Source organism: Algoriphagus aurantiacus, assembly GCF_035156405.1.
Taxonomy (GTDB): domain Bacteria; phylum Bacteroidota; class Bacteroidia; order Cytophagales; family Cyclobacteriaceae; genus Algoriphagus; species Algoriphagus aurantiacus.
In genome coordinates this window covers 1-24,118 of sequence record NZ_JAXRUT010000044.1, presented here as the reverse complement: position 1 = coordinate 24,118, position 24,118 = coordinate 1, and the positions used below count along the sequence as shown (strand labels likewise).

Genomic DNA, 24,118 nt, shown 5'->3' with positions numbered 1-24,118 from the left:
ACCTTATTTCTGGATTAATTGCCTATTCCTTCTTCCCTAAAAAGCCAGCAATCAACTATCAACCCGTCGAAACAAATCAATTAGCCGCTTTTTAAAATCGAACTCAGGTTAACAGGGCGAAACTTCGGAAGGCTGTCCGGGGCGGTTGAGTGGTACATCTTTTCCAAATCCTTCTACGTCTTCTTTTGGAAAAGTTGAAGGAATTAGTGGCGTCCAAATGGGACCCGGCGCCACCCCGTTAACCCTAATTTTCCTATGGGCGAGATTAGCAGATAGAGATCTGGTAAAACTAACTATCGCGCCTTTAGTTGCTGAGTAATCAATTAATCTTTCGTTGCCTTTATAAGCAGTGACAGAGGTTGTGTTGATGATGGATGCCCCTTCTTTTAAGTGGGGTAATGCTTCTCTACATAAATACATGTAGGCAAAAATATTGGTAGCAAATGTTTTTTGAATTTGTTCATCGCTGATGTCTGTAAGATCATCTTGCGGGAATTGTATTGCTGCGTTATTGATCAGAATATCTATTTGGCCAAACTCACTTATGGCCTTCTGGATGATTTCCTTAGAATGCTTACTTTCACTCAAATCACCCTTTATCATAATGCCTTTATTGCCTTTTTCTTCTATTTCACGAAGCGTCTGTTTAGCGTCCTTATCAGAGGTATGATACGTGATAATAACCTTGGCTCCTTCTATGGCGAAGAGTACTGCTATTGCTTTTCCGATTCCGCTGTCTCCTCCGGTAATAATTGCTACTTTATCTTTGAGCAAGCCGCTTCCTTTGTAATCTTTCTTTAAATACTCAGGCTGGGGATCCATTTCTTGGTCGGTGATATTTTTCATGTGGTCAATAGAATAAAGTGATTGAAATAAAAAAATGGGGTGAAATAATCCACCCCATTCTTTGTCTACTCGCTGGCAGCTTCTTCATTGATTTCTGACTCGGCCATTTTTGTGAGATTGGAATCAGTTTCTTTCTCTTCATTTAATGTTTTACTGAGAATTTTCGCAGCATCCTTTAAGCCCATCTTAGTTGCAAACGCTACCAATGTTCCGTACGAAGCTATTTCGTAATGTTCCACTTTTTGGCTCGCGATGATTATTCCTGCGTCCCTTACCATAGTATCGGCATCAGTGTCCTCGAGAATAGATTCCGCTTCCTTAACGAGACCATCCATCGCATCACATTTTTTCGCCTGTGGTTTCACACCTAGAATATCAAATACTTCTTCCAGACGGTTCACGTGCTCCTTAGTCTCCGCTAAATGCTTGTCAATAGCTGCTGAGAGTTTTGAAGAAGTAGCGCCTTTACTCATTTTAGGTAATGCTTTTACTAGATGCTTTTCTGCCCAATAGATATCTTTTATCTCATCAATGAAAAGCTTTTGGAATTTTGATTCCTTTTTGGAAGGTTTTGTTTGAGTTATCATAATGACTTTTGTTTGTTGGTTAAAATATTAAATCAGTATTTCCAATTTAAAGGCCACCATATATGCGTATTCATTTATGCCTCTTCTTTAAGGATCAAAGCCATCTATTTCTTTTTGGATTTTTGGAGCATGTTTTTCTGCTATTCAACTTGTTGAAAGAAGTCAGCAAATTGAGAAGAATAGTCGCTTGTGAAAGGAGGATTATTAAGAGAGCTTTAGAGATTGAATTAATCCCTATCAGTTCTTTTCAAGTTGATCGCCAAAAAATTTAGGTGCCCTTCATGTTGACTCCTATATGTTAGAATTGACAGGGGAGGAAAGACGCATTCCTGTGCAGTGGAATGTAAAAGCATTGTCACAGAATAAATAAAATGCGTACACTTATCATTGCAAAAAACAGGAAACATGATCACTAGGTAGATCTCCATAAACTTTGAATCTATATCGTTATTTATTGATCCAAAATCGACATTGAATTATCTGAAAAGCATGTAATATGCATCTCCGTTAAAACGTGGGTGCTATATTCAGTGTGATTTTAAGAAGGAAATAAATGGGTAGCGTATTTGTGGTGTTTTCAGGGGAATATCTTCTGATGAAAATTTGTTCCAAGCAATTGGAAGGCAACTTACCTGTGTTTAGAATAGAAGGAGTTTTCAGCGATGAGAGGAAATGTAAGGAGTGGATTGAATCGTATTCTTCGGATAAAACAACTAAGCTTCTGAGTTATCTTGAAATCCCAATTGACCCGGAATTTGGGCAAAAGGAAAGCCAAATGGAGGTATTTAATGTCCGCATGAATGGGGATTTGCAGATTTTAGAAATCAGTCTGGGAGATAGTATGGCTATCCCTGATGGTAAACTTTTTACGTATGAAGTGCTTAAAAGCGGAGAGATTGTAGGCAGTTTCTGGGCCAGGGATTTTATTGATGCATGTAAGCTTGCCTATATCCGTGTGCAGGAAACCATGCAAAGAAAGGACCATGGACAGGATTGTATGCCTTAACCATTACCTGTTTTTTGATTAATCGGATATAAAATATTATGATTATCCGCAATGATGCCAGTAGCTATATTTTCTTTGTTTTACTGGTTGGAAGACCCGCCACAGCGAGGCAAGCCGAAGACGCCTGCCTGCCGGCAGGCAGGGGTGACCGAAGTAGCCTTGATGCTAGTGTTTTCCGAATCCTATGATGCTTTTACTGTTTTAATGGTAGAAAAGCGGATATACAGGTAAAATATTATGATTATCCGCAATGTTGCCAGTGATGTTATTTTCTTTGCTGAGGTTGACGGGAGACCCGCCACGGCGAGGCAGGCCGAAGACGTCCCGATAGCTCGGGAGACCCGCCACAACGGCCAGGCCAAAGTGGCCTTAATTCTTGAGTTTACCATCTCTTATGGTGCTTTGAATTCCTACTGGTAGAAAGCGGATATACATATAAAATATAAAGACTTGGGGCTTATCTTTAAAAGAAACACATCTAGTGTGTCACCATATAGATTCAGGTGTTAAAAATTCAGTTAGTTGCTCTGCAGGTTTTTTCTATGTTCTTTCCTAAAGTTAGAGGGGGTGATGTGATACATTTTTTTGAACAACTCTGTAAAGTAGCTTTGGCTGCTAAATCCCACTTTATCTCTGATTTCTTGTAGACTGTTGTCCGTGTTTACCAATAGATCCTTTGCTAGGTTTACTCTCAAAAATTGTAGGTATTCATTAGCGCTTTTTCCAAAAAAATGGCGAAATCCGTTTTGGAATTTTTTTGAGCTAAGTCCCACTCTCTGTGCTATTATATTTAGTGAGTTTACAGTATCAAGTTCCATCTTCATGATCTCTACTGCTTCTTTTATCGCATGGGCTTCCGATTTTCTCAGAATCTTTTTATCCAAATTTCCTTCAGAGTCATCATCGTATTGAATGAGTTGTTGCACAAGCATCCGATAGGCCTGGCTTTCCAAGGACATTTTTTTGATGAGGTGATCATACTTTTGCGATTTCATTTCATCAAATGTTTCCCCAAGAACCAGACTATATAGCCCGTTGTAGTAGAAAGATTGAGTAGCTTTTTCATCCTCAAAAATTTTGCGGAGGTTTGGTTTTGTCCTGTCCAATTCACAGGATATTTTGGCTTTAAACTTGTTTCGGTCTATTTCAAGACTATAGATTTCAGTGAAAACATCCTTTCTGAAATGTAATACATGACCATTATGGCCCTTGCTCGCAACGATGATATTTTGGTATCGATGAAGAGAATGTCTTTCCTCATCTTGTTCGAAATGATGTGATATATTTCCTTCCAGACAGAATAGGAATTTTAAGGGATGGGTCAAATTTACCGAAAAGCTCATTTCCAGATCGGTATGGAACATGCATTCGTAGATCAGAACCCCTAAACCTCCTTCAAAATCAGTCCCTTTGATGATTCCTCTGCCCCATTTTGCGGGGATCTGGACAGTATATTCTCCGCAATCATTAGCAAAGCTGGTTTCTAAACCAAAGGCTATATCAGCAATTACCTCCTTCAGTGGGAGCGAATGGATGTGAAGCTTTCTCATATAGCTCCAAGTTATTAAAGATTTCAAAATTCACCAGTCTGCACAGGAGTGAACAAAAGTGTCCAAGTTTTATTCTCAATTGGTTTAAAGACTGCAATAATGGAAAATTCAGTACTTTTTGACTGGCACGTTTGTAGAAAGTCTATTTGGCAGAGTCTAGAGAATAGGGAGAAGAGAATTGAAATAAGAACTAATGGATTTCTAAGACATCGAAAGTGGATACTGGTTTTAAACTCTCCAACTTCCCGATTCCTTGCTTCCTAATCTTCCATATTGAGTTTACATCAGGAAACTGCAAAAAGTCCTTATACCACCTTTCTAATTTAGAGTTATTTACCTTAAACCCGCATTATGCATTAGAAAATCTACTACGGCTTCAAACTGCTTCAAAATCAGCCGCTATGCATCACTTTTCGCTCTCACCGTAGCGGTGCTACGACTCGATCTCCAAAGTGACTGATTTTCTTGCAATTTGAACCCTCGTTACGAATCCTAATGCATAGTCCGAGTTAAAATTGGTGGTTTTGCTCTGGATTATCGCCTGGTTTATTGCGCCGGTAAATAGATGTTAAACGTAGAGCCTTCGCCTATTTTACTTGTAGCGTTTACAAATCCATTGTGGTTTTCGACGATTTTCTTGCACAATGCCAAGCCGATCCCTGTACCTGAAAATTCATTCTTTCCGTGCAATCTCTGGAATAAGGAAAAGATTTGATTGCTATATTTTTGTTCAAATCCAATTCCATTATCCTCCACAGTAATATGAGTGTACTTAGTACCTATGAGAAATTCAGGGGGATTTACAATATTGCTTCTTGAAACTAGTTGTGACCGTATTTTTATGACTGGTCTAACTTCTGAAAACTTTAACGAATTGCTGATAATATTTGCGAATAGTTGACCCAGTTGCAGTCGGTTTCCTGTTACCGACGGCAACAACTCACAGTCAATTATTGCCTGTTTTTCCTCTACTAATAATTCGAAATCTAGCAGAACATCTTTGACGACTGAGTTTAGGTCTACTTCTTCCAGAAATGATCTATCTTTTTCTTTGGAAATGCGGCTATACTCCAACAGGGATTTGATGAGCTCCGACATTCTTTTTGCCGAAATTTGTAATTTGTCTAAATACCTATGGGTGAATTCTTTATCGTTAAAGTTTTCTTTTATAAGTTCAGAAAATGTCTGGATTTTCCGCAATGGTTCCTGTAGGTCATGGGAAGCAACATATGCAAACTGTTCCAACTCGCTATTTTGGAATTCCAGTTCACGGGTATAGGCATCTAATTGTTCTTGGGCTATTTTTTGTTGTGTAAGGTCTCGGGTGACTTTTGAAAAACCAATAATGCCCCTGTTTTTATCATGCAATGCAGTGATTACTACCAGTCCCCAGAACTTAGTACCGTCTCTTCTGACACGCCATCCTTCATGGGTTGCCTTTCCTTTTGTTCTTGCAATGTTTAATAACTTTTCAGGCAAGCCCTTCTCTCGATCTTCGTCGGTATAGAATAGATAGAATGACTTTCCTATAATTTCACTACTCTTATATCCTTTGATTTTCTCAGCACCAGCGTTCCAGTTTTTAATGATCCCATCTACATCTAATAGTATTATTGCATAATCTTCCACTTCTGCAATCATCTGATGATACCGTTGTTCGCTTCTTTTTAATGTGTCTTCAAAAATCTTCTTTTCAGTCAGGTCCCTTGTCATTTTACAATAACTAATCACTTTGCCATCATCATCGTGCAATGCAGTAATTGTAATGCTACCCCAAAATTTTGAACCATCTTTTCTTCTCCGCCATCCTTCCTGAGCAGCCCGACCGGTATCCCTCGCTTCTGTAAGCAGCTTCAAAGGCAAGTTATTTTCAAGGTCTTCCTGCAGATAAAAAATACTGAAGTGCTTGCCTAGGATTTCATTTTCTCTGTATAGTTTAATTTTCTCAGCTCCCTTGTTCCAGTTTCTGATAATTCCATTATTATCTAATAAGATTATGGCATAATCCCTGATTTCTTCTATAATCTTTTTGTAAAGACCATCCCCACTTTCTGAATTCTTATCAACGTAATTGTCCATTTTACTTATTAAGAATAGTTATTTGCCTATTTCCGGACCAGTTTCAAAGATATGACTCAGCTTTTCTTTTAATTCGGCCGTTTTAGTTGGTTTTACGATGTAATCTTTTGCTCCCAATTTTTTACTTTCTTCCAAAACACTCTTTTCTGAAGTCGTAGAGTACATAAATATTTTGGTATTCCTCAAGTTAGGGAGCTTACGGAGCAATCTTAAACATTCGATGCCGTTCATTTTTGGCATATTTACGTCGAGAAAAATATAATGGGGAACAAACCCGGTGTTAGACATCAGCAAATCAATAGCTTGCTGTCCATCGAAGACACCCATGCAGCTTATGTCCTTACTTATTGTTTTCAGGCACATCTTAAATAATTCATGATCATCTTCGTCATCATCAATCATCAAGCATCTTCTTATTTCTCCCATTCTTGAATTTCCAGTTTTTCTAATTCAGATATTGTTCTTAAAGATAAGGGGATTTATTGCAGCTTTTTGTACTGAGAATCTGGATAAAAACTAGGGTGGGCAAGTCATTTAGGATGTCAATAGGAGCGGTATCCGGGTGAAAAATCCAACCTTATAAAGCTTTCTGATGTGATCTTCTATTATGCCTGCACTAATTCTTTTTGTAATAGAGAGGAGGAAGGTATTTCGCTCAGCCAAGTTATTTCGCCCAGAGCGGGGGATTTATGTATATCATTTCCCTGACTCGTTTCTGAATAAGACAGTCTATTCAGACGATGAGATAACTCTTTTTATTTGCCTCGTTTCTTTGCCACTCGCCGATGATCATTTATTATGTTGAAAATCAGTAATCTATAACAATCTCAGTGCGTCATTCGAGTAAGTGAACTACACGAATGACGCACTGGAATTACAGGCAACTATGAAAATTATAGGGGGTTGTCCACGATTAAAGGCTACAAAGACACTTTTCACATGTGGTATCCTCAGGAGTCAGATCTTTTATAAAAACTAATTAGTTATTGATAATCAATACGTTAAGATCGTGTTAGACAATAAAAAAATCGAGTTGACAATTTTTCGGATTGTAACTCGCTAGTTTTTAGATTTTTAATGGTAGAGAGTGGGGGATCATATACCTCGGTGATGACCAGTTTGCTCTATCCATGCTACATCGATGGGCGGTGCGAATAGGGGTTTACAGAACCCCTGACACTTACATGATTGTCTTTGAGAGCAGAAGTGAGATGCTTAAATCATCTATATGGTCATTTAAATCACTAGAATAAGTTCTTGTGAGGCTTGCATTTAGTTCTTTTTCCAAATCAATATTCATCACGTCGAAATAGGGATAAAAATGCTGGAACACATTCCTGGAATTGATCAGGTTTCCACATCGGAAGGATAGGGCAGAAGTGTCGGTAGTGGTTGTTTGCTTCCCTGCTGACATAAATTTTTCAATGTCCATTTGGTTTTTTGGATGGGTCCGCCCGTTTTTGCTAAAGAGTACAAGTGGCATGGTGATCCATAAGCCGTTCCCGATCTTCCTTATCCAGCTTTCTCTTCTTTTGGGGAGCCTTTAAAGAGAGGAAGAGTTGGGATCAGCTCACCTTTAGATTTATTGACCTTTTTTTTCGGTTCCTGAGTTTCGTCTTCAGGATTTTGATAATCAGCTGCCTTTTGCAAAGAGTTTACCCGGGCACTTTGGTAGAGCGGATTGCCTGCATTCATGTCTTTGGAAACTCCGAAATGCTGGCAATACACAGGCAAATAATCTTGATGATTCACCAGTTTTAGGATTGAATTTGTTTTGGATAGTGTCGGCGATGAAGGCTTACTCTGACCGAAGGCTTTTTACCGGGTTTGCCACAGCTGTTTTTATTGCCTGTACACTGATGGTCAACAAAGCAATGATAACTGCACCCGCAGCAGCGGCAATAAATACCCACCATTGGATAGTGATCCGGTATTCAAATCCCTCCAACCAATCATTCATAACGAAGTAGGCAAGAGGTGCAGATATGATGATAGCAGCAAATACAAGTTTCATAAAATCTTTAGATAAAAGTGCTGTTATCTGGGTGACACTTGCTCCCAAAACTTTCCTGATTCCGACTTCCTTAGCCCGCTGCTCTGAGGAGAATATCACCAGTCCCAACAATCCCAGGCATGAAATAAAAATTGCCAGAAACGCAAAATAGCCTGAAAGCTTCTTGACTACTTGTTCGCTGGAATATAAAGAGGCGTATTCATCATCTGCAAACTGGTAAGCGTATGGGAAGTCGGGATTTAGACTTTTGTGAAGTACTTCCAATGATTCGATTACTTCGGATGTCTTTTCCGGGTCGGTCCGGATGAGGGCTACTCCCCATGAGTACCCTTTGTTCAACCTGATTACTAAAGGTTCTATAGGGACGTGCAGGGAATTGAAGTGAAAATCTTTCACTACACCCACTATTGTTCCCTTGATATCCCAAAAAGTAAGCGGCATCCCGATAGGATCCTGGTATCCAAGGATTTTCAATGCCTTTTCGTTGATCAGGTAATTGGTGGAATCCGCATGGTTTTCAGAAAAGTCCCTACCGGCAAGGATGGTTGATTGCATCGTTTTTACAAAATCGTACCCAACTGCAACCTGTACAAAAACAGGTTTGGTGTCAGGTGCCTTGCCTTCCCACTCTACACTTCCGGTCGTATTTTCAAGACGTAGAGGACGGGAGGACATTTGGCTGATCTCAAGGATACCGGGAACTTTTTGGGCTTCTTGTTTGAAGGTGTTAAAATTGGAAGCAATGGTTCCCGATAAGGGTAAATAGATGAGATTGTTTTTTTGATACCCCAGGTTTTTGTTTTGAATATAATTTACCTGCTCCGCGATCACCATCATGCCTACAATAAAAATGATAGACAAAGCAAATTGAAACACGACCAATCCTTTTCGGAAAAATAGGGAAGAAAGACTATTTTTTACTTCTTCTTTTATTGCGGAAATTGGTTTAAATGAAGATAGTAAAAATGCGGGGTAGCTTCCTGAAACGACTCCTGTGACCAATGTCAATACGAGCATACCTATCCAGAATCTTCCATCCCAGAAAGGAGTTTGAATATTTTTGCCTGTAAGCAGATTGAATTGAGGCAGTAAAATCAAGATGGCTACAATGGCAAACAATACCGCAAGCGAAGTCAGTAGAAGGGCCTCCAGCAAGAATTGACTGATCAATGAGGTCTTGAGCGCTCCGTTTACTTTTCGGACTCCGATTTCTTTGGCTCTTTTCAGTGACCTAGCTGTACTCAGATTCATGAAATTGATGCAGGCAATAAGCAGGATGAAAACAGCTACCAAACTGAAGAGCCGCACGTATTCTATTCGACCTCCAGCTACTTTGCCTTCTTTGAAATTGGAATGCAGATATTTCTCCCCAAAGGGCTGCATGCTCAATTCCAAGCGATCAAGATCAGAATATTCATCATCATAGTTTTTTATGAAATGTTGAAGTTTCGGTTTGAGTGCCTCAGCGTTTGCATGCTCGCGAAGTTTGATGAAGGTAGTTGGTCCGCTATTATGCCAAACTTTCAACCATTCATTTCTTTCAATATGGAAGTCCCAATTCATTACGTACTCAAATTTCTCAGAAACGTTGTTCCCCAGATCTTCAAATACAGCAGTTACTTTTAAGTCTCTGTAATTTTCAAACCGAACAGATTGGTGTATAGCAAGTTCGGGACTTCCAAAAAATAGGTTTGCCATATTCCGGGATATAGCTATGCTTTCAGGGGAACGTAGGGCAGCTTCTTGTGATCCGAAAAGTAAAGGATAAGAAAATATTTTGAAAAAATCGGCTCCGGCCGAAATTCCGGAAAGCTTCACCTTCTTGTCATCTACTCCAAAAGTACTGTAATCGTTTACATGATTGACCGCGTATTCAACCTCCGGCATAACTCTCTTTAATTCTTCACCTAATAGTCCTGGTGTATCATAACCCCCATAGGTAATTTCATTGCCCGAGTATTCCGTACTGGTGATGGTATAGATGCGGTCCAAATCCTTATGAAAGGCATCCATGCTGTATTCATCATGTACCCAAAGTGCAATCAAAACACTGCAGGTTATACCAAGGGTGAGTCCTGAAATATTTATCAAGGAGAAGGTCCTATTCTTCAAAAGGTTCCTCCAGCCGATCTTAAAATAGCTTCTGTACATGCCCATGGTATTTTGTTGGTATGAGTTTGACATTGATTTGATAAACCCCGGTCTGAAGTATTTGATGATATTCCAAGAAAACTTCCATTTTGCCTTGCGGGGAGAGGCTTCCACCTCTTTGCTAAATACCTCCACCAGGTCACCTTCAATCTCTTCGAGGTAATCCTCGCGGCAAAACCAGCGAAGGAATTGAAGTGGACGTTTTGGAGGAGAGGTTTTCATCTGTGGGTGAAAAGGTTTTTGGCAGCGAAAGCTTACTCTGACCGAAGGCTATTTACCGGGTTCATAAGGGCAGTTTTGACCGCTTGATAACTGATGGTGAGCAAAGTGATGCCAATCGCACCCATGCCGGTTGCTACAAACACCCAAATGGATAAGTCGGTGCGGTAGATAAAATTTTGCAGCCATCCAGCCATCAAATAATAGGACAGGGGGGTTGCCACAATGCATGAGATAAATACAAGCCAAACAAACTCTTTGGAGAGCATGGTCCACAAGCCAGCGACTGATGCACCCAGCACTTTACGGATGCCAATTTCCTTTGTCCGGGTTTCGGCCATGAAAGAAGACAATCCCAGCAATCCCAAACAGCTGATAATTATGGCTAAACCGGCAAAGATGAAAGCCATGTTGGCGACCCTCTCCTCCTTGCCAAACTTGGCTGCATACTCCTCATCGGCAAACTTGTATTCGAATGGAACTGAGGGGATGACTTTTTTAAATACCGATTCAATCTTGGGTAAGGCCTCACTGGCGCTTACCTGTGGATTGATTTTTATGTTGATCCAGTTCGGGTTCCCATTGTGCCCTTTCACATAAAAGATGGTTGGCCGGGCTGGTTCATAGGGAGAAGCCATTACCATGTCTTTGATCACTCCCAGGATTTTATAGTTTAGGACATTGTCCTTGTCTCCCCTCCATGTCCAGCTCACAGGTTCGCCTATAGGATATTGGAGATTCATGCGATGGAGGGCAGATTCATTGATAACAATGCCCAGCGAATCACTTGATATGCCCGGATCAAAATCCCGGCCTTCAACAAATTGCCAGCCCACTGTTTTGCCATGCAGGTGCGAAACTGAAAGCGTTGCAAAATCCCCCACATCTTCAGGTTTTCGGTCTTTCCAATCCCACCCCTTGTTGCCTGAGTAAATTTGGGTAACAGAACCCATGGATTCGGAGACTTCTGATACCATACCGGTATTCTTCAATTCCTGACGTAACACTTCATACTTTCCGTTAAAGTCAGTTGACTGTTTGCGCATCATAATCAGCCCTTCACGGTCGTAACCTACCGGTCTGTCTTTGGCATATTGGATCTGGCCATACACCACGATGGTTCCGATTATCAGGATTACGGAGATAGAGAATTGAAATACCACCAAAACCTTTCTGGGCAAGGAAGCTAATCGCCCGATGCGGAAGCTTCCTTTCAGTGCCCGGATAGGATTGAAAGAGGATAAATAAAACGCTGGATAAGATCCGGCTAGCACACTTGTGAATAGTACGAAACCAAAAGCTGCTGCCCAAAACCAGCCGTTGTCCAAAGGGATCTCCATGTTTTTGGAAGCGATATGGTTAAATCCCGGCAAGACCAGTACAGTCAAAATCATGGCGAGAAAGAAGGAGAAAATTACAACCAGAAAAGACTCGGTGAAAAATTGATTGATCAGCTGACTGCGAATGGAGCCAATGGCCTTACGGATTCCTATTTCCTTCGCCCGCTTTTCTGCCCGGGCTTTACTTAAGTTGACGAAGTTGATGCAGGCGAGCGCCAGCACGAAAGCACCAACTGCACCCACCAACTTCAGCATTAGCACGGGCTCCATTTGACCGCTGCGAAGTCCGGGTGGATAGAGGTGCCAGTCGCTCATGGGGTAAAGATCAAGTTCGGCATTTCTTCTTTTGGCATCATCAAAATCTTCGGGAACGAATAGCAAAGCACCTTTAATTTGTGAGCTGACTGTTTCAAATGTGTCATCGCTTTCAATCTCCACATAGATCTCAAGAAAGTGATTTCGCAAATCGGTCATTGCATGCTCTTGAATCCATTTATTTTCCGATACATATAAGCTCCAGGGAGCAAAATACTTCACATCACTGAACTCGGAGTTTTGGGGAAAATCTTCAAATACGCCGGATACGATAACATCTGTTTCATTGTTGATCCGGATGGTTTGGTAGATAGGTTCTTTCGAACCAAATAGCGCATCTGCCGTTGACTTTGCCAGCATAACCGAATGCATCTCGGTAAGTCCATTTCGTGTACCATCAAGCATCTGTAGTGAAAAAAGCTCAGGTCCATCCTCATCAATATAGAGTCCGGTGGAGTTGACTTTAATTTCTCCGGCAGTCAGGATTTTTCCCTGTCTTTGGCTAGCTCTGGCAATCCGTTTGAACTGATGGTTATATTTTTCGACTAGATCTTCACCGAGAGGGTAAGTCATAGAATTATACATATAAGTCCCTCCCTTATCGTGATCCAACCCAACTTCCACAACCTGGGCAATTCTCCCGTAGTTGTCAAAATATTTATTGTAGGAGAATTCGTGCCAGATCCAAAGTCCGTTCACTATTGCCACCATCATTCCAATGGCAAGACCTGCGATATTGAGCAACGAGTAGCCTTTATTGTACAATAGATTCCTCCAACCGATCTTGAAATAACTTTTATACATAGCAAATGGAGTGGGTTGATATGAATTGTTAAACGACCTGATAAATCCCGGTCTAAAGTATTTGAGCACACTCCAGGAAAATTTCCACTTCGCCTTTCTCGGAGAGATTTCCACCTCTTTGCCAAACACCTCAATCAGATCACCTTCGATCTCTTCCAAATAATCCTCGCGACAAAACCAGCGGAGGAATGCAAGTGCTTTTTTGGGAGGATACATCAGCCAAAGGAGATTTTGGGAATCCGATTATAGATAGTGCTTCTCAAGATGTACTGTTCATCCAGAACCCGCTTGCCCAAGGCAGTGATTACATAATATTTCTTTCGCCTGCCGCCCCGTTCCTCTGTAATTCCGCCATATCTTGATCTGACGAAATCCTTGTCTTCCATCCGTTTCAATGCGACATGTACCGAACTGATGTTCATGGATTTTTTCAGTTCTTTTTCCAACCCCGATAGGATTGATACTCCATATGCTTCATCGTGCAAGGATGCTACCATCAGCAATACAAGCTCTTCAAATTCGCCCAGTGAATGTTGTGCCATGTTGGATTTATTTACTTAACAAAAGTAAAACTAATGTATTTAATTCATGTTTGTTAAGTAAATGAATTTATTTTTATTTTTTACTGCATACAATACCTGGATATTCAACTGAAATCAATGTTTTCTTACGCTTTCAGGTTATGACTCCATCGCTAGTTTAGAAGTTTATCTATAGGCTTTAGATTGCTCTTGGTAATAATATTTAAGTGAATGTAAAATTTTTAGAATATTATGGGGTCATATTGTTGAATTACTTCCTCTTAATTTTAGGAAAGGGAAGGAACACCAATTTTAGATGAGCAATAACCCAAAGATTAAGCCTGATTCCAGTTTTATTCAAATAAAGCACCTTGAAACCATTCGGATCTTTGAGAGAAAAACAGATGGAGAAATCTGGCATGCATTTGATAGGGGCGATGAAATGGCTTTTAATTTTATTTATAGGACTCACATACAGGATCTGTATCAGTATGGATGCCAATTTACCTGTGACAGTGATTTAGTTAAAGACTGTATCCAGAATCTTTTTATTTATCTCAGAATGAAGCGGGGCGAGCTCAGTGAAGTCACCAACATTAAAGGTTACCTATTCCGCTCAATTCAGCGGGAAGTCCTTAAAAGTTTAAAAAAAGAGGTAAGATCGGAAGGACTTGATGGAGAGTTCCTTATAAATAATTTTTTCATCGAGGTTTCTGTAGAAACTAATATGATTAGAAATGAATCAGCCCTAGAGAGAAAGGAGAATCTCCAGAAGGGGCTTGAGCAATTAACATGCAAGCAAAGGAAAGCGCTGTTGCTCTTCTACGTGGACGAACTTAGCTACAAGGAGATTGCTGCACTTATGAATTTCGCTGAAGTGAAATCAGCCAGAAAACTTATCTATCGAGCGCTTTCCTCATTAAAGGAATTAATCAAACCAACTGGTATTTAATCGAATGTCTAATATCATCATAAATAAGAAGTTTGTTGACTACGGGTTTCAGGATTTTGTAGCAGACGAGTATTTTGTAGAATGGGTAAAATCCCCTGGAGAAAACACCAACCATTTTTGGGAGAAGTGGCTTGAGATAAATCCTCATAAGCGTCAGACAGTATTAGAAGCAGCAGATTTTGTGAGATCTCTACATTACAAGCGAACGGTTTCTCTTACCAATGACGACTACATAGAAATTTTTGAGAATATTATAAAAGCTGAAAAGGAAGTCAATGATGCTGAATTGTCAGTTCAACAACCGGGGAAATGGTACTCTTTTTTTTCAGTACGCCGGGTGGCGGCTATTCTCTTAGTCTGTTTTTTTTCATGGGCTATTTACGAAAACAAGAATTTTTCAGAGCAGAGTGATGGGGAAATAGAATGGATTTCAAAGAGGGCAGATAGCGGAAAAAAAATATTGGTTGGTCTTTCTGATGGAACAAAAGTCTATTTGAATTCAAACTCTGAAATCAAATACCCAAGCTCATTTTCTGATACTTTGCGGGCTGTTTACCTAAAAGGCGAAGCCTATTTTGAGGTAGAAAAAGAAATGAGGCCCTTCGTTGTAGAGCTAGGGGAAGCAAAGGTAGAAGTACTGGGGACAAGCTTTAATGTCAACCATTCTTTAGAGAATAGACTCACCGTAGCCTTGGTAAGTGGAAAGGTGAAAGTCAATGATTACGCCGGGAATCAGGTGATGCTTGCCCCATCTGAAATGCTGGTGATGGATGAGACAGGTAAATTTTTTAAATCCCCATTTGACTCGTTGGAAATTACTGGTTGGAAGGATAACAACTTAATTTTTAGGAATAATGATTTTCCTAGTGTGAAACGAAAGCTAGAAACCTGGTATGGAATCGAAATCACTGTACATGGAGAGTTCAAAAAAGGATGGTCATACACCGGAGAATACCATGATGAAAGTCTGCAAAATGTTCTGAAAGGTATACAGTTGACCTCTAATATCAATTTTAAGATAAAAGACAATAAAGTTGATATATACAATAATCACAAATCAAATAAAACCATGTCAAAATCACATAGCCCGTAAAAAAAAGCAGCAGAAATTCTGGGGAGAATTTCTGACTGCCTTCATTCAGTTTGCCTGTAGTAGCGCTAACCATTTCAGGCAAAAGTTCAAGAGATTAATAACTTAAACCAATAACAAAAATATGGAAAATAATATACGGGGACAACTCATTATGATTTCTAAAAGGATACTTTACGGATTCATTTTTCAATTGATTTTCTGCACGGTACTTCTCGCCAATTCCGGAAGCGCCCAGCGCAAGAATATTGAGAAAGTACTGGTAGAAGTAGGTGTGGAAAATACTTCCTTGGAAATTCTCTTCAAAAAAATTGAAAAACAGTCAGGATTTGTATTCACTTACAATTCTTCCATGATTGATATATCTCAGAAAGTATCCGTTCCCAATTCTCGCCGCAGTGTATATAAGGTGCTGGAAGATTTGGCTAGGGAGACTAATCTTAGTTTTGTCCAGGTCAATGATAATATACATGTAAGGAAAAATCCCACTGGGCAAAATCAAAATGTATCCATACAGGATGCTCAAAGAATTACTGTCACCGGTATTGTGCGGGATGCCACTGGTATTCCTCTACCGGGTGTGACTATACTAGTCGAGGGAACCACCACTGGCACAGTCACAGATAGTGATGGTAAGTATGAAATCAATGCCGATGAAGGGTCGGTTTTAGTGTTTTCCTTTATAGGATATGAATCTGTAAGGATTGATGTTAGTAATCAATCAGTTATAGATGTCACGATGGAGGAAGATGCTCAGGCACTTGACGAAGTGGTAGTGGTAGGTTTTGGAGAGCGGAAGAAAAAAGATATCACCGGCTCTATCGGCATTGTGGATTCAAAAGCAATAGAACGGGTTCCTTTTACCTCCCCTCAATTTGCATTGCAGGGCAATACTCCAGGGGTGAGAGTTGTGAACACCAGCGGTAATCCGTCTGATGCCCCTCAGGTTTTTATCCGGGGTATCGGTACTTGGAACGGTGCCTCTCAGCCATTGTATGTGGTCGATGGACAGATTTTATCCACCCCGACTGCTGGCAACATGGATTTAATAGGCAACATAAATCCCTTTTCCATGATCAATCCACAGGATATTGAGAGTATATCTGTATTGAAAGATGCTTCAGCAGCAGCTATATATGGCAGCAGGGCAGCAAATGGTGTGGTGCTTATCACAACCAAAAAAGGTAGAAAAGGAAGAAGTGTGGTAGAATTTGATGCGGTTACCACTGTGCAAAACATCCCAGAGTTTGATCTATTGACTTCAGAGCAATTGATTCCATTTTATAGGAATATTTTTAATGCTAACTCAAATCCTGACCTGACCCTGGAAAACAATCTTTATGGCCGAAATGAAACCAATATTAACAATCAGCGAAATGGTTTTCATCCTCAGTTAGATCCAATGAATCAATTTTATATCGGAGAGTCTCCTGGAAATTATAATTGGCAGCAACGGGTTCGTCAGAAAAATGCCTTAAACCAGCTTTACAATATGAGAATCTCTGGTGCCAATGAGGATACAGATTATATGGTAGGAGTTGGCTATAACAATCAGGAGAGTGTGTTGAAGGGAAGTGATTTCAAAAGATTTAACCTGACCTTTAATATCAATTCCAAGATAGGTAATTACATCAATGTTGGGCTTACCTATCGTGGGTCTTACCAAACTGCTCAGGACAATGATGTTCAGGATTTGACCGGAGCAGCTGCATTTTTGCCATGGCAGCCTATATATGATCCAAATGATGAGTATGGTTATGCAAGACCTGTAGATACATATCCAGACGGATCTGACACTTGGAGCCCTGTTAGATTTTATGGGGCCGGGACTAGAAATAACTTTCCAGCACTCTTGGAAATAGATGAGAAAGAATTTGAATTGCTTAGAAATCTAGCCCAAGGTTATGTAGAGGTTTTACCTTTTGAGGGGATGGTGATAAGAGGAGGGCTAAGCTTGGATTTGACAACACAGGAAAGGACACATTTTGACCCTGTAAGTGGAGAATATTACCAAATCAGTGGTAAAGACCCTAGTTCAATTGGAAATGGGGCCTCATATGCCACTTTAGGATATAGAAATAACCGGTTTTTTAATTTTCAGGGTGATTTTACAGTTTCTTACCAGAAGGCTTTCGGAAAGCATAGCGTGGATATGCTAGTAGGGATTCAGGAGCAATTTATCAAGCAGTTTAATAAAGATCTTAGTACTACTAATGTTGGAACAGACGATTTCTATCGAGCAGGTATTGCCAATGAACAACAATATGTTACTGGTTTTGCAGGAAGAAATAATGAAAGGTTTTGGTACGGCTATGTAGGTAGAGCTGGATACAATTATGACAGTAAATATTACCTGGATTTATCATTTAGAAGAGACGGAAGTTCAGGATTTCCTGATAATAAAGATTTGAGATGGGGTAATTTCTATGCAGTATCTGGGGCATGGAGAATCAGTTCAGAAGCATTCATGGATAATGTTGCCTGGATAAATGACCTGAAAATCAAAGCAGGGTGGGGTGAGGCAGGCAATGATGAAGCCGTAGTAGGGCAATTTGCCTATCTATCCACAGTCGCAAACCAGGGTTCCTATACCTTCGGTAAAGATCCGTCTAATATTTATGGAAATTATAATACGGGAAGAACTGTACCGGGTTTTCCTAACCGGAACTTTACCTGGGAAGTTGTCACTACAACCAATATTGGATTTGAAGGCTTGTTCATCAATAACAAAATAAACGCTACAGTCGAATATTTCAACAGAGAGACTGATGGTATTCTCCAGTTTGTAAATCTTCCTCCTTCGGTAGGTACAAACTCTCCGGCATTTAACGTGGGATCGCTGCGAAACCGAGGGCTTGAATTGGATCTGGGTTATACGCATCAGTTCAACCAGCATATTTCAGTAAACCTGACAGGTAATATCACCTTCCTACATAATGAAGTGCTCAGCCTCTATGAAGGTCAGCCTTTAAATACCCGATTTGGAAGGGTGGAGGAAGGCCGGTCTGTAGGCCATATTTGGGGATACCAGGTGGGAGGGCTGTTTCAGAATGAAGGACAAATTCAAGAATACTATGCTAATCTAGAAGATAGAAATATCCCTGATGTTGAATACGTGGATCCCGGAGACCTTTTTTTCAATGATATTGGTGGGCAAGGAACCGAAGAGGAACCGTATTACAGCACTACTCCTGATGGATATATCGATGAGTATGACAGAACTGAGATTGGTAATACCATACCAGGCCATGTATATGGCATTAACCTATCAGCCACCTTCTGGGATTTTGATTTGTCAGCTAACTTCTACGGTGAAGGTGATGTGGACAAATACAATAGTGTGAGGGCAAGTTTTGAGGGTGCGAGTGGTGCAGGGTCAAATTATTGGCCGACTGTATTGGATGCCTGGTCTCCTGAGAACCCCAATTCAAATATCCCCAGAGGTGTAGCTGGCGACCCTGCCAGAAATAACCGGTATTCAGATCGATTTGTGGACCAGGCCGGTTTTCTCAGGTTGAATACCTGGCAAATAGGCTATTCCCTGCCAGCTAAGTTTCTAGAAAAATCAAATGTAATTCAAAGGTGTAGGATATACATCGGCGGACAAAACAACATTCTGATTACAAACTGGCAGGGAATAGACCCGCTGAATGACACCTATCCACTACCGAGAGGTTACAGTTTTGGTCTAAATGCTCGCTTTTAATTCTACGAAAATGAAACAATCAATAAAATATTATATACTAAGTGCTGTATTGGGACTTTCAGTTTCTTCCTGTGATATTGATCGTATCGATGCGCAGCCTATCGGTGTGACAGAAAATGATTTCTTTACAAACAATGTAGAGTTTGAACTAGCTGTCATCAGTGCATACGCCACACTGACTGACTATTACTTTTTTCGTGGGAACAATTTTCTTCATGAGATTTATCACATGAGAGGAGACGATATCACCGAGGATAGAGGAAACAGAGCTGCCTTTGAGCTCTTTGCGGGACTTACCGCTTCTAATGATAAGGTCACCTATTACTATGAACGGACGTATCGAATGATTCAACGATGCAATGTGATCATTGAAAAGTCGGAGACCATTGATACTGGTGGATTTGAGGACCCGGCAATGGTTCAGGTAAATAGAGGTGAAGCACTTTTTCTTCGTGGCTTGGCATATTTCAATCTGTTTAACATGTATGGAAAAGCCCCATTAGTCACTGAGCGTATATCTGATCGGGATAAAGTGAATACTCCCCCTTCCGAAGGAACTCAATTATTAGATCGGGCAATTCTTGATTTTGAAGAAGCTGCTACTTTGCTTCCTCAAACTTGGCCTTCTGAAGATAATGGCAGAGCTACAAGAGATGCTGCGAATGGTTTCCTTTTGAAAAGTCTTGTCTTCAGAGGTGATTATTCCGGAAATTCTGCTGATTACTCCAAAGCAGTTCAACTTTTCGGATCAATTTCGCGACAGCTTACGGATGCCTACACAGATAATTTCTCTGCCTTCGAGATAAACAACGAGGAGTCATTATTCGAGTTTCAGTCTGGGCGGCCTCCCGGAGGGCTGAGCAATGCTTATTTGCAAAACGACGGAGCTTGGAGAGGAGTAGAATCCATGGCTGCTTTCTGGGGATTCTTTGATACAGGAAATAACGTCAGTAATAATAATATAGGCGGCCAAACTTGGAAGGTGACGGAGAAGTTATTTAATAGGTACGGGGACGACCCAAGGATTGCATTTTTCGTGGATGGAGACCGGTATTTTACCAAATATGGAAAAGCTCCATTTGATAAGCCAGCAACTGATTTTATGCCCACTTCCCTAAATAATCCCAGGATTTTGAGATATGCAGATTTGATTTTACTCACCGCTGAAGCCATTGTTAAGTCGGGAGGTTCAAATGCTGAGGCAATCGAATTGGTTAATCGTGTAAGAACCCGTGCCAGGGAATGGGCTGAATCCATAGAATATTCCAGCGGTATTCCTGCGGATTATCCCAGCTCTGAAACTGATTCTCAGCAAGTCCTAAAATGGATTATGGACGAGCGATTCGTGGAGCTTTGCGGTGAAGAAAATATGCGGTTCAATGACCTGAAGCGATGGGACTCCAAAGGTGATATCAGTCTTCAAAACTGGGGGGGAGGCATAGAACACTTCAGTACAGATTTATCTGCAACCATGCAATTTGATTATCCAAAACACTTGTTGCTGCCTATTCCTCAGTCTGAAATGGATAGAAACGCTGCCTTTACAGTCAACAATCCTGGTTATTAAAGCACAGAGGTTTATAATTAATGAAAAGCTGTCCCAAATTTTGGGATAGCATTTTTTCCAAACTTTAACTATTTAACCAAGAAACATGACTGGTAATAATTTCAAAAAGTTGTTCGTCTTAATCTTGTCAATTTATTTGCATCAATCATTTTCCTTATATGCACAGGAAAACACAACCGAATGGTTTCCACTCGTCAATTCAACAAATGATCCTACTGGTCCTTCCGTGATCGGGATGAGGGATTGGTTAGACAAGCCTGCAGGAAAACACGGTTTTGTCCGGATGAAAGATTCAGGATTTGAATTTGAAGATGGTACACCTGTAAAGTTTTGGGGCGTGAATATTTCGTCGGAAAGAATATTTTCCGATTCGGAAACCTCGGATCAGTACGTTTCTTACCTTTCAAAATACGGAATCAACTCAGTTAGATTTCATAAGTTTACCTGGCATGCTGCAAAGGGTGATTCTTCTACTGTGATTCGAGGAGATCTGTATGATAAAATGGACTATTTTTTAGCTGCCCTCAAAGAAAATGGAATTTATTATGGCTGGTCACATATCTATGGGCATAAGCTAGGCCCGGCAGACAAGAGTCGTGTATTGGCATATGAGGAAATAGTAAACACAAAATTCCCATGGTCTCATCTTAACGGTACCACGGCAAGTATTGTCAATTTTGCCCCTGATTTGCAGGCGCTGAATATTGAATTGACCGTGAATATGTTGAATCATGTCAATCCTAAAACGGGGCTGAAATATGCTGAAGATCCTGCTTTGACTTTTATAGAACTGCAAAATGAGGATAACATCTATTGGGGAGCAATGGAGGAAACCTTAAAACAGACTCCTAGTTATCATAGGTTACTTTGTCAGCAGTTTTCGGAATGGTTGTCGGATAAATACGGATCAACAGAGACCCTGAGACTGGAATGGGGGAATGATAACCTACCCGCAAATGAGTCCTTAGAAGAAGGGACTGTTTACCCTGTTCCAAATCATTCCCAATTTGATGCAATTTATTTTAATGCTGAAAATAACGGCAAAGAATTGCCTCAACATTACCTGGACAAAGCGGAATTTTTGTTTACTAAGCAGATGGAGTTTTATAATAGATTTGTAGAAGCAATCAGAAATACGGGATATAAAGGAACTATCGTGGGATCTTGCTGGCAGGCAGGAAGCGGGTTGACTCATTTTTACAACTTATATGCTGATTATAAAACTGGATTTATTGATCGACATAATTATTTCGGAGGTGGTGTAGGAGGACATAGAATGCAGACAGGAGAATATAAATCTGAATCTATGTTGACTAAACCTGGCTCTGGACTATTAGGAACAGGGTTTCAGCAAGTGTTAGATAGGCCTTTTGCCTTTTCAGAATGGATGAGTCTGATTCCAAACGAATATACAGTGGAGGCATCTCCTTTGATAGCTGTTTACGGAATGGGTTTACAGGGTTGGGATGCATCTTATGCTTTTGGCTCTGACCATCCTTATTTTACCGAAACAATACAATCTCCCGGAGGGGGAGTTTACAATCCTGATGTGCCTTCACAGATTGGCCTTTATCCAGCGTTGGCAAGGATGATCTATAGGGGTGATATCACAGAAAGTCCGGTTGTTCACACTAGAAATGTCAGTTTAGAGCAACTGAGATCTGGCAATCTTGATTTTTCTGAGCAAATTATTCAGGATCATGATGTGAAGTCTTTCAAGAGCGATTTGCCGCTTGAAGCTCTGGCCTATGGAAGAGTGGTGGTGGATTTTACAGAAAATGCCATGGAGACCATTCCCTTTGATACTGGGAAAATAGAAGGAAATGAAATTGTATCAGAGACAGGAGAGTTGAACTGGAATACTTCTGGAAAGGGGTTTTTTAAAGTTAATACTGCTGCGACTGTTGGGTTAGTAGGGTTTCTGGAGCAAGATTCCACTTATAATTATGATTTGCTCGATATAGAAACAGAAAACTCTTTTGCTGTAATTTTTATAACAAGTCTGGATAGACGGCTAGGTATAAAAGAATCGAAATCTGTCTTGATTACTACCCTAGCACGGAGCCGAAATACGGGTATGATATACGATGATGGGAATAAGGAACTGGTATCTTTAGGAAGAGCTCCCATACTTTTAGAGCCCGTTGAGTTAACCTTGAACTTTAAAGCAAGGCGTAATGCAAAAATTTATATCTTAAACCACGAAGGAATAAGGACAGGGGAATCAATAGAAATGAACCAAGGATATGCCAAGTTGTCGGGAAAGCTTCATCATACTTTTTACTATGAATTAGTTTGGGAGCAGGAAAATTTATAAGCTTTAAAATTTTTCTGCTTTTATCTGAAATTCAATCCTTGTTAAAAAAATAAGTAAATTAAGTAATTGAAAATCAGCTATATAAAGTTCAGCAGAATTTTTACAATTCTAAGCTTGATTGTATTTATTAGAATTCACAGGAAGGGGAGGTTATTTACTGTTTGTTTACCTGCTTATCCTTATCCAACATATTGGTGCTTGGCCTTAGTCTCATGACGGCCTGCTTTTCTTGAAATTTTAGCTCTCATAACGAAGCCTAATTCAAAATCCGAGTGTGAAGGTAAAGCTGCTGAATCTGATTATGATCCTTGAACTAAGCAGAGGCCAATAAGAGCAGAAAGAAGAAGTTGGGTGCTGTGTTGGATGGATAAGACTTTAAAGGGTTTGGGAAGATAGTGTAAGGAGGGGAGACTATTTTTTTGAACACGTTGCTGATCCATGTTTAAAATAAGCTGATATATATCAGTCTATCGGAAGAAGATCTCGGCCTAAAATACAGGAATGAGCTANCCATGTTTAAAATAAGCTGATATATATCAGTCTATCGGAAGAAGATCTCGGCCTAAAATACAGGAATGAGCTATTTTTTGAAAATCCCAAATCCGATCATTTCTGTCCTTTTACGGACAAGACCAGCTTACAAATCCCTCTCAATAGCTCAAAATAGTCTATAAAAGTCTGGCATAATTATTATTCCTACATTTAGATATTATTCTGTTTGTTATGAAGTCGAGCATGACTCTGAAGTCACACAGAGAGATGATTATCCACGGTGCGAGATTCCACCCCGATTTTCGGGACAGGTAATGACCAATAAAAATCAAATTATAACAGATGAAAGACTATCAATTAGGAGAGTTTGAGGAGATTGTAATCCTCACGATAGGAATCCTGAACAATGCCGCCTATAGTGTGGCGATCAAAGATGAAATTGAATCAAGGTTGAAACGCTCAGTCAGCATGGGGGCACTTCACACTGCATTGAATCGGATGGAGAATAAAGGCTATTTGAAATCGTTTGCCGGTGAATCCACAGAAGAACGGGCAGGGCGTC

Annotated in this window: 16 protein-coding genes and 2 pseudogenes; 8 read left to right on the top strand and 10 right to left on the bottom strand. The window is 40.2% G+C overall.

From position 1 onward, the window contains the following. A pseudogene (locus tag SYJ56_RS26100) lies at nucleotides 1-95 on the top strand (IS982 family transposase); the annotation flags it as partial. A gap of 13 nt (nucleotides 96-108) precedes the next feature. Here SYJ56_RS26100 and SYJ56_RS24710 read toward each other — a convergent pair. Together SYJ56_RS24710 and SYJ56_RS24705 are read right to left on the bottom strand one after the other, a co-directional pair. After that, entirely contained in the window at nucleotides 109-846 is a 738-nt protein-coding gene (locus SYJ56_RS24710; protein WP_323838873.1) for an SDR family NAD(P)-dependent oxidoreductase, read from the bottom strand. A 65-nt stretch (nucleotides 847-911) separates the two neighbouring features. Further along, complete coding sequence (locus SYJ56_RS24705) at nucleotides 912-1,433, bottom strand: YciE/YciF ferroxidase family protein (protein WP_323838871.1); 522 nt, start codon at nucleotides 1,431-1,433, stop codon at nucleotides 912-914. 553 nt (nucleotides 1,434-1,986) lie between these two features. On the opposite strand from SYJ56_RS24705, the gene SYJ56_RS24700 reads away from it, so the two are divergent. Next, the gene (locus tag SYJ56_RS24700; protein ID WP_323838869.1) at nucleotides 1,987-2,439 is read left to right on the top strand and encodes a hypothetical protein; all 453 of its coding nucleotides are present in this window, start codon (nucleotides 1,987-1,989) and stop codon (nucleotides 2,437-2,439) included. A gap of 518 nt (nucleotides 2,440-2,957) precedes the next feature. On the opposite strand, the gene SYJ56_RS24695 is transcribed toward SYJ56_RS24700, so the two are convergent. The 8 genes from SYJ56_RS24695 to SYJ56_RS24660 all read right to left on the bottom strand — a co-directional run bounded on the left by SYJ56_RS24695 (nucleotide 2,958) and on the right by SYJ56_RS24660 (nucleotide 13,453). Beyond that, nucleotides 2,958-3,989, bottom strand: coding sequence for a helix-turn-helix domain-containing protein (locus SYJ56_RS24695; protein WP_323838867.1), 1,032 nt, complete (start codon nucleotides 3,987-3,989; stop codon nucleotides 2,958-2,960). Between the two features lie 546 nt (nucleotides 3,990-4,535). After that, on the bottom strand, nucleotides 4,536-6,068 hold the full coding sequence (locus tag SYJ56_RS24690) for a sensor histidine kinase (RefSeq protein WP_323838865.1): 1,533 nt from the start codon (nucleotides 6,066-6,068) through the stop codon (nucleotides 4,536-4,538). Between the two features lie 18 nt (nucleotides 6,069-6,086). Beyond that, a complete protein-coding gene (locus SYJ56_RS24685) occupies nucleotides 6,087-6,494 on the bottom strand; it encodes a response regulator (RefSeq protein ID WP_323838864.1) in 408 nt (135 codons plus the stop codon). Between the two features lie 754 nt (nucleotides 6,495-7,248). Further along, entirely contained in the window at nucleotides 7,249-7,500 is a 252-nt protein-coding gene (locus SYJ56_RS24680) for a hypothetical protein (RefSeq protein ID WP_323838863.1), read from the bottom strand. An 80-nt stretch (nucleotides 7,501-7,580) separates the two neighbouring features. After that, entirely contained in the window at nucleotides 7,581-7,820 is a 240-nt protein-coding gene (locus SYJ56_RS24675) for a hypothetical protein (RefSeq protein WP_323838861.1), read from the bottom strand. A gap of 46 nt (nucleotides 7,821-7,866) precedes the next feature. Then, complete coding sequence (locus SYJ56_RS24670; protein WP_323838859.1) at nucleotides 7,867-10,455, bottom strand: ABC transporter permease; 2,589 nt, start codon at nucleotides 10,453-10,455, stop codon at nucleotides 7,867-7,869. 32 nt (nucleotides 10,456-10,487) lie between these two features. Then, complete coding sequence (locus SYJ56_RS24665) at nucleotides 10,488-13,127, bottom strand: ABC transporter permease (protein ID WP_323838857.1); 2,640 nt, start codon at nucleotides 13,125-13,127, stop codon at nucleotides 10,488-10,490. Continuing rightward, entirely contained in the window at nucleotides 13,127-13,453 is a 327-nt protein-coding gene (locus tag SYJ56_RS24660; protein ID WP_323838855.1) for a PadR family transcriptional regulator, read from the bottom strand. Before SYJ56_RS24660 ends, SYJ56_RS24665 begins: the two co-directional genes overlap by 1 nt. Before the next feature lie 295 nt (nucleotides 13,454-13,748). On the opposite strand from SYJ56_RS24660, the gene SYJ56_RS24655 reads away from it, so the two are divergent. The 6 genes and pseudogenes from SYJ56_RS24655 to SYJ56_RS24630 all read left to right on the top strand — a co-directional run. Further along, nucleotides 13,749-14,384, top strand: a complete 636-nt coding sequence (locus tag SYJ56_RS24655; RefSeq protein ID WP_323838853.1) for an RNA polymerase sigma factor — start codon at nucleotides 13,749-13,751, stop codon at nucleotides 14,382-14,384. A gap of 4 nt (nucleotides 14,385-14,388) precedes the next feature. Further along, nucleotides 14,389-15,477, top strand: a complete 1,089-nt coding sequence (locus tag SYJ56_RS24650) for a FecR family protein (protein ID WP_323838851.1) — start codon at nucleotides 14,389-14,391, stop codon at nucleotides 15,475-15,477. A 121-nt stretch (nucleotides 15,478-15,598) separates the two neighbouring features. Further along, the gene (locus SYJ56_RS24645) at nucleotides 15,599-19,180 is read left to right on the top strand and encodes a SusC/RagA family TonB-linked outer membrane protein (RefSeq protein WP_323838850.1); all 3,582 of its coding nucleotides are present in this window, start codon (nucleotides 15,599-15,601) and stop codon (nucleotides 19,178-19,180) included. Nucleotides 19,181-19,190: 10 nt separating this feature from the next. Further along, the gene (locus SYJ56_RS24640) at nucleotides 19,191-20,747 is read left to right on the top strand and encodes a RagB/SusD family nutrient uptake outer membrane protein (RefSeq protein ID WP_323838848.1); all 1,557 of its coding nucleotides are present in this window, start codon (nucleotides 19,191-19,193) and stop codon (nucleotides 20,745-20,747) included. Between the two features lie 85 nt (nucleotides 20,748-20,832). Next, a complete protein-coding gene (locus SYJ56_RS24635; RefSeq protein WP_323838846.1) occupies nucleotides 20,833-23,064 on the top strand; it encodes a hypothetical protein in 2,232 nt (743 codons plus the stop codon). A gap of 834 nt (nucleotides 23,065-23,898) precedes the next feature. Then, nucleotides 23,899-24,118, top strand: a pseudogene (locus SYJ56_RS24630) (PadR family transcriptional regulator); the annotation flags it as partial.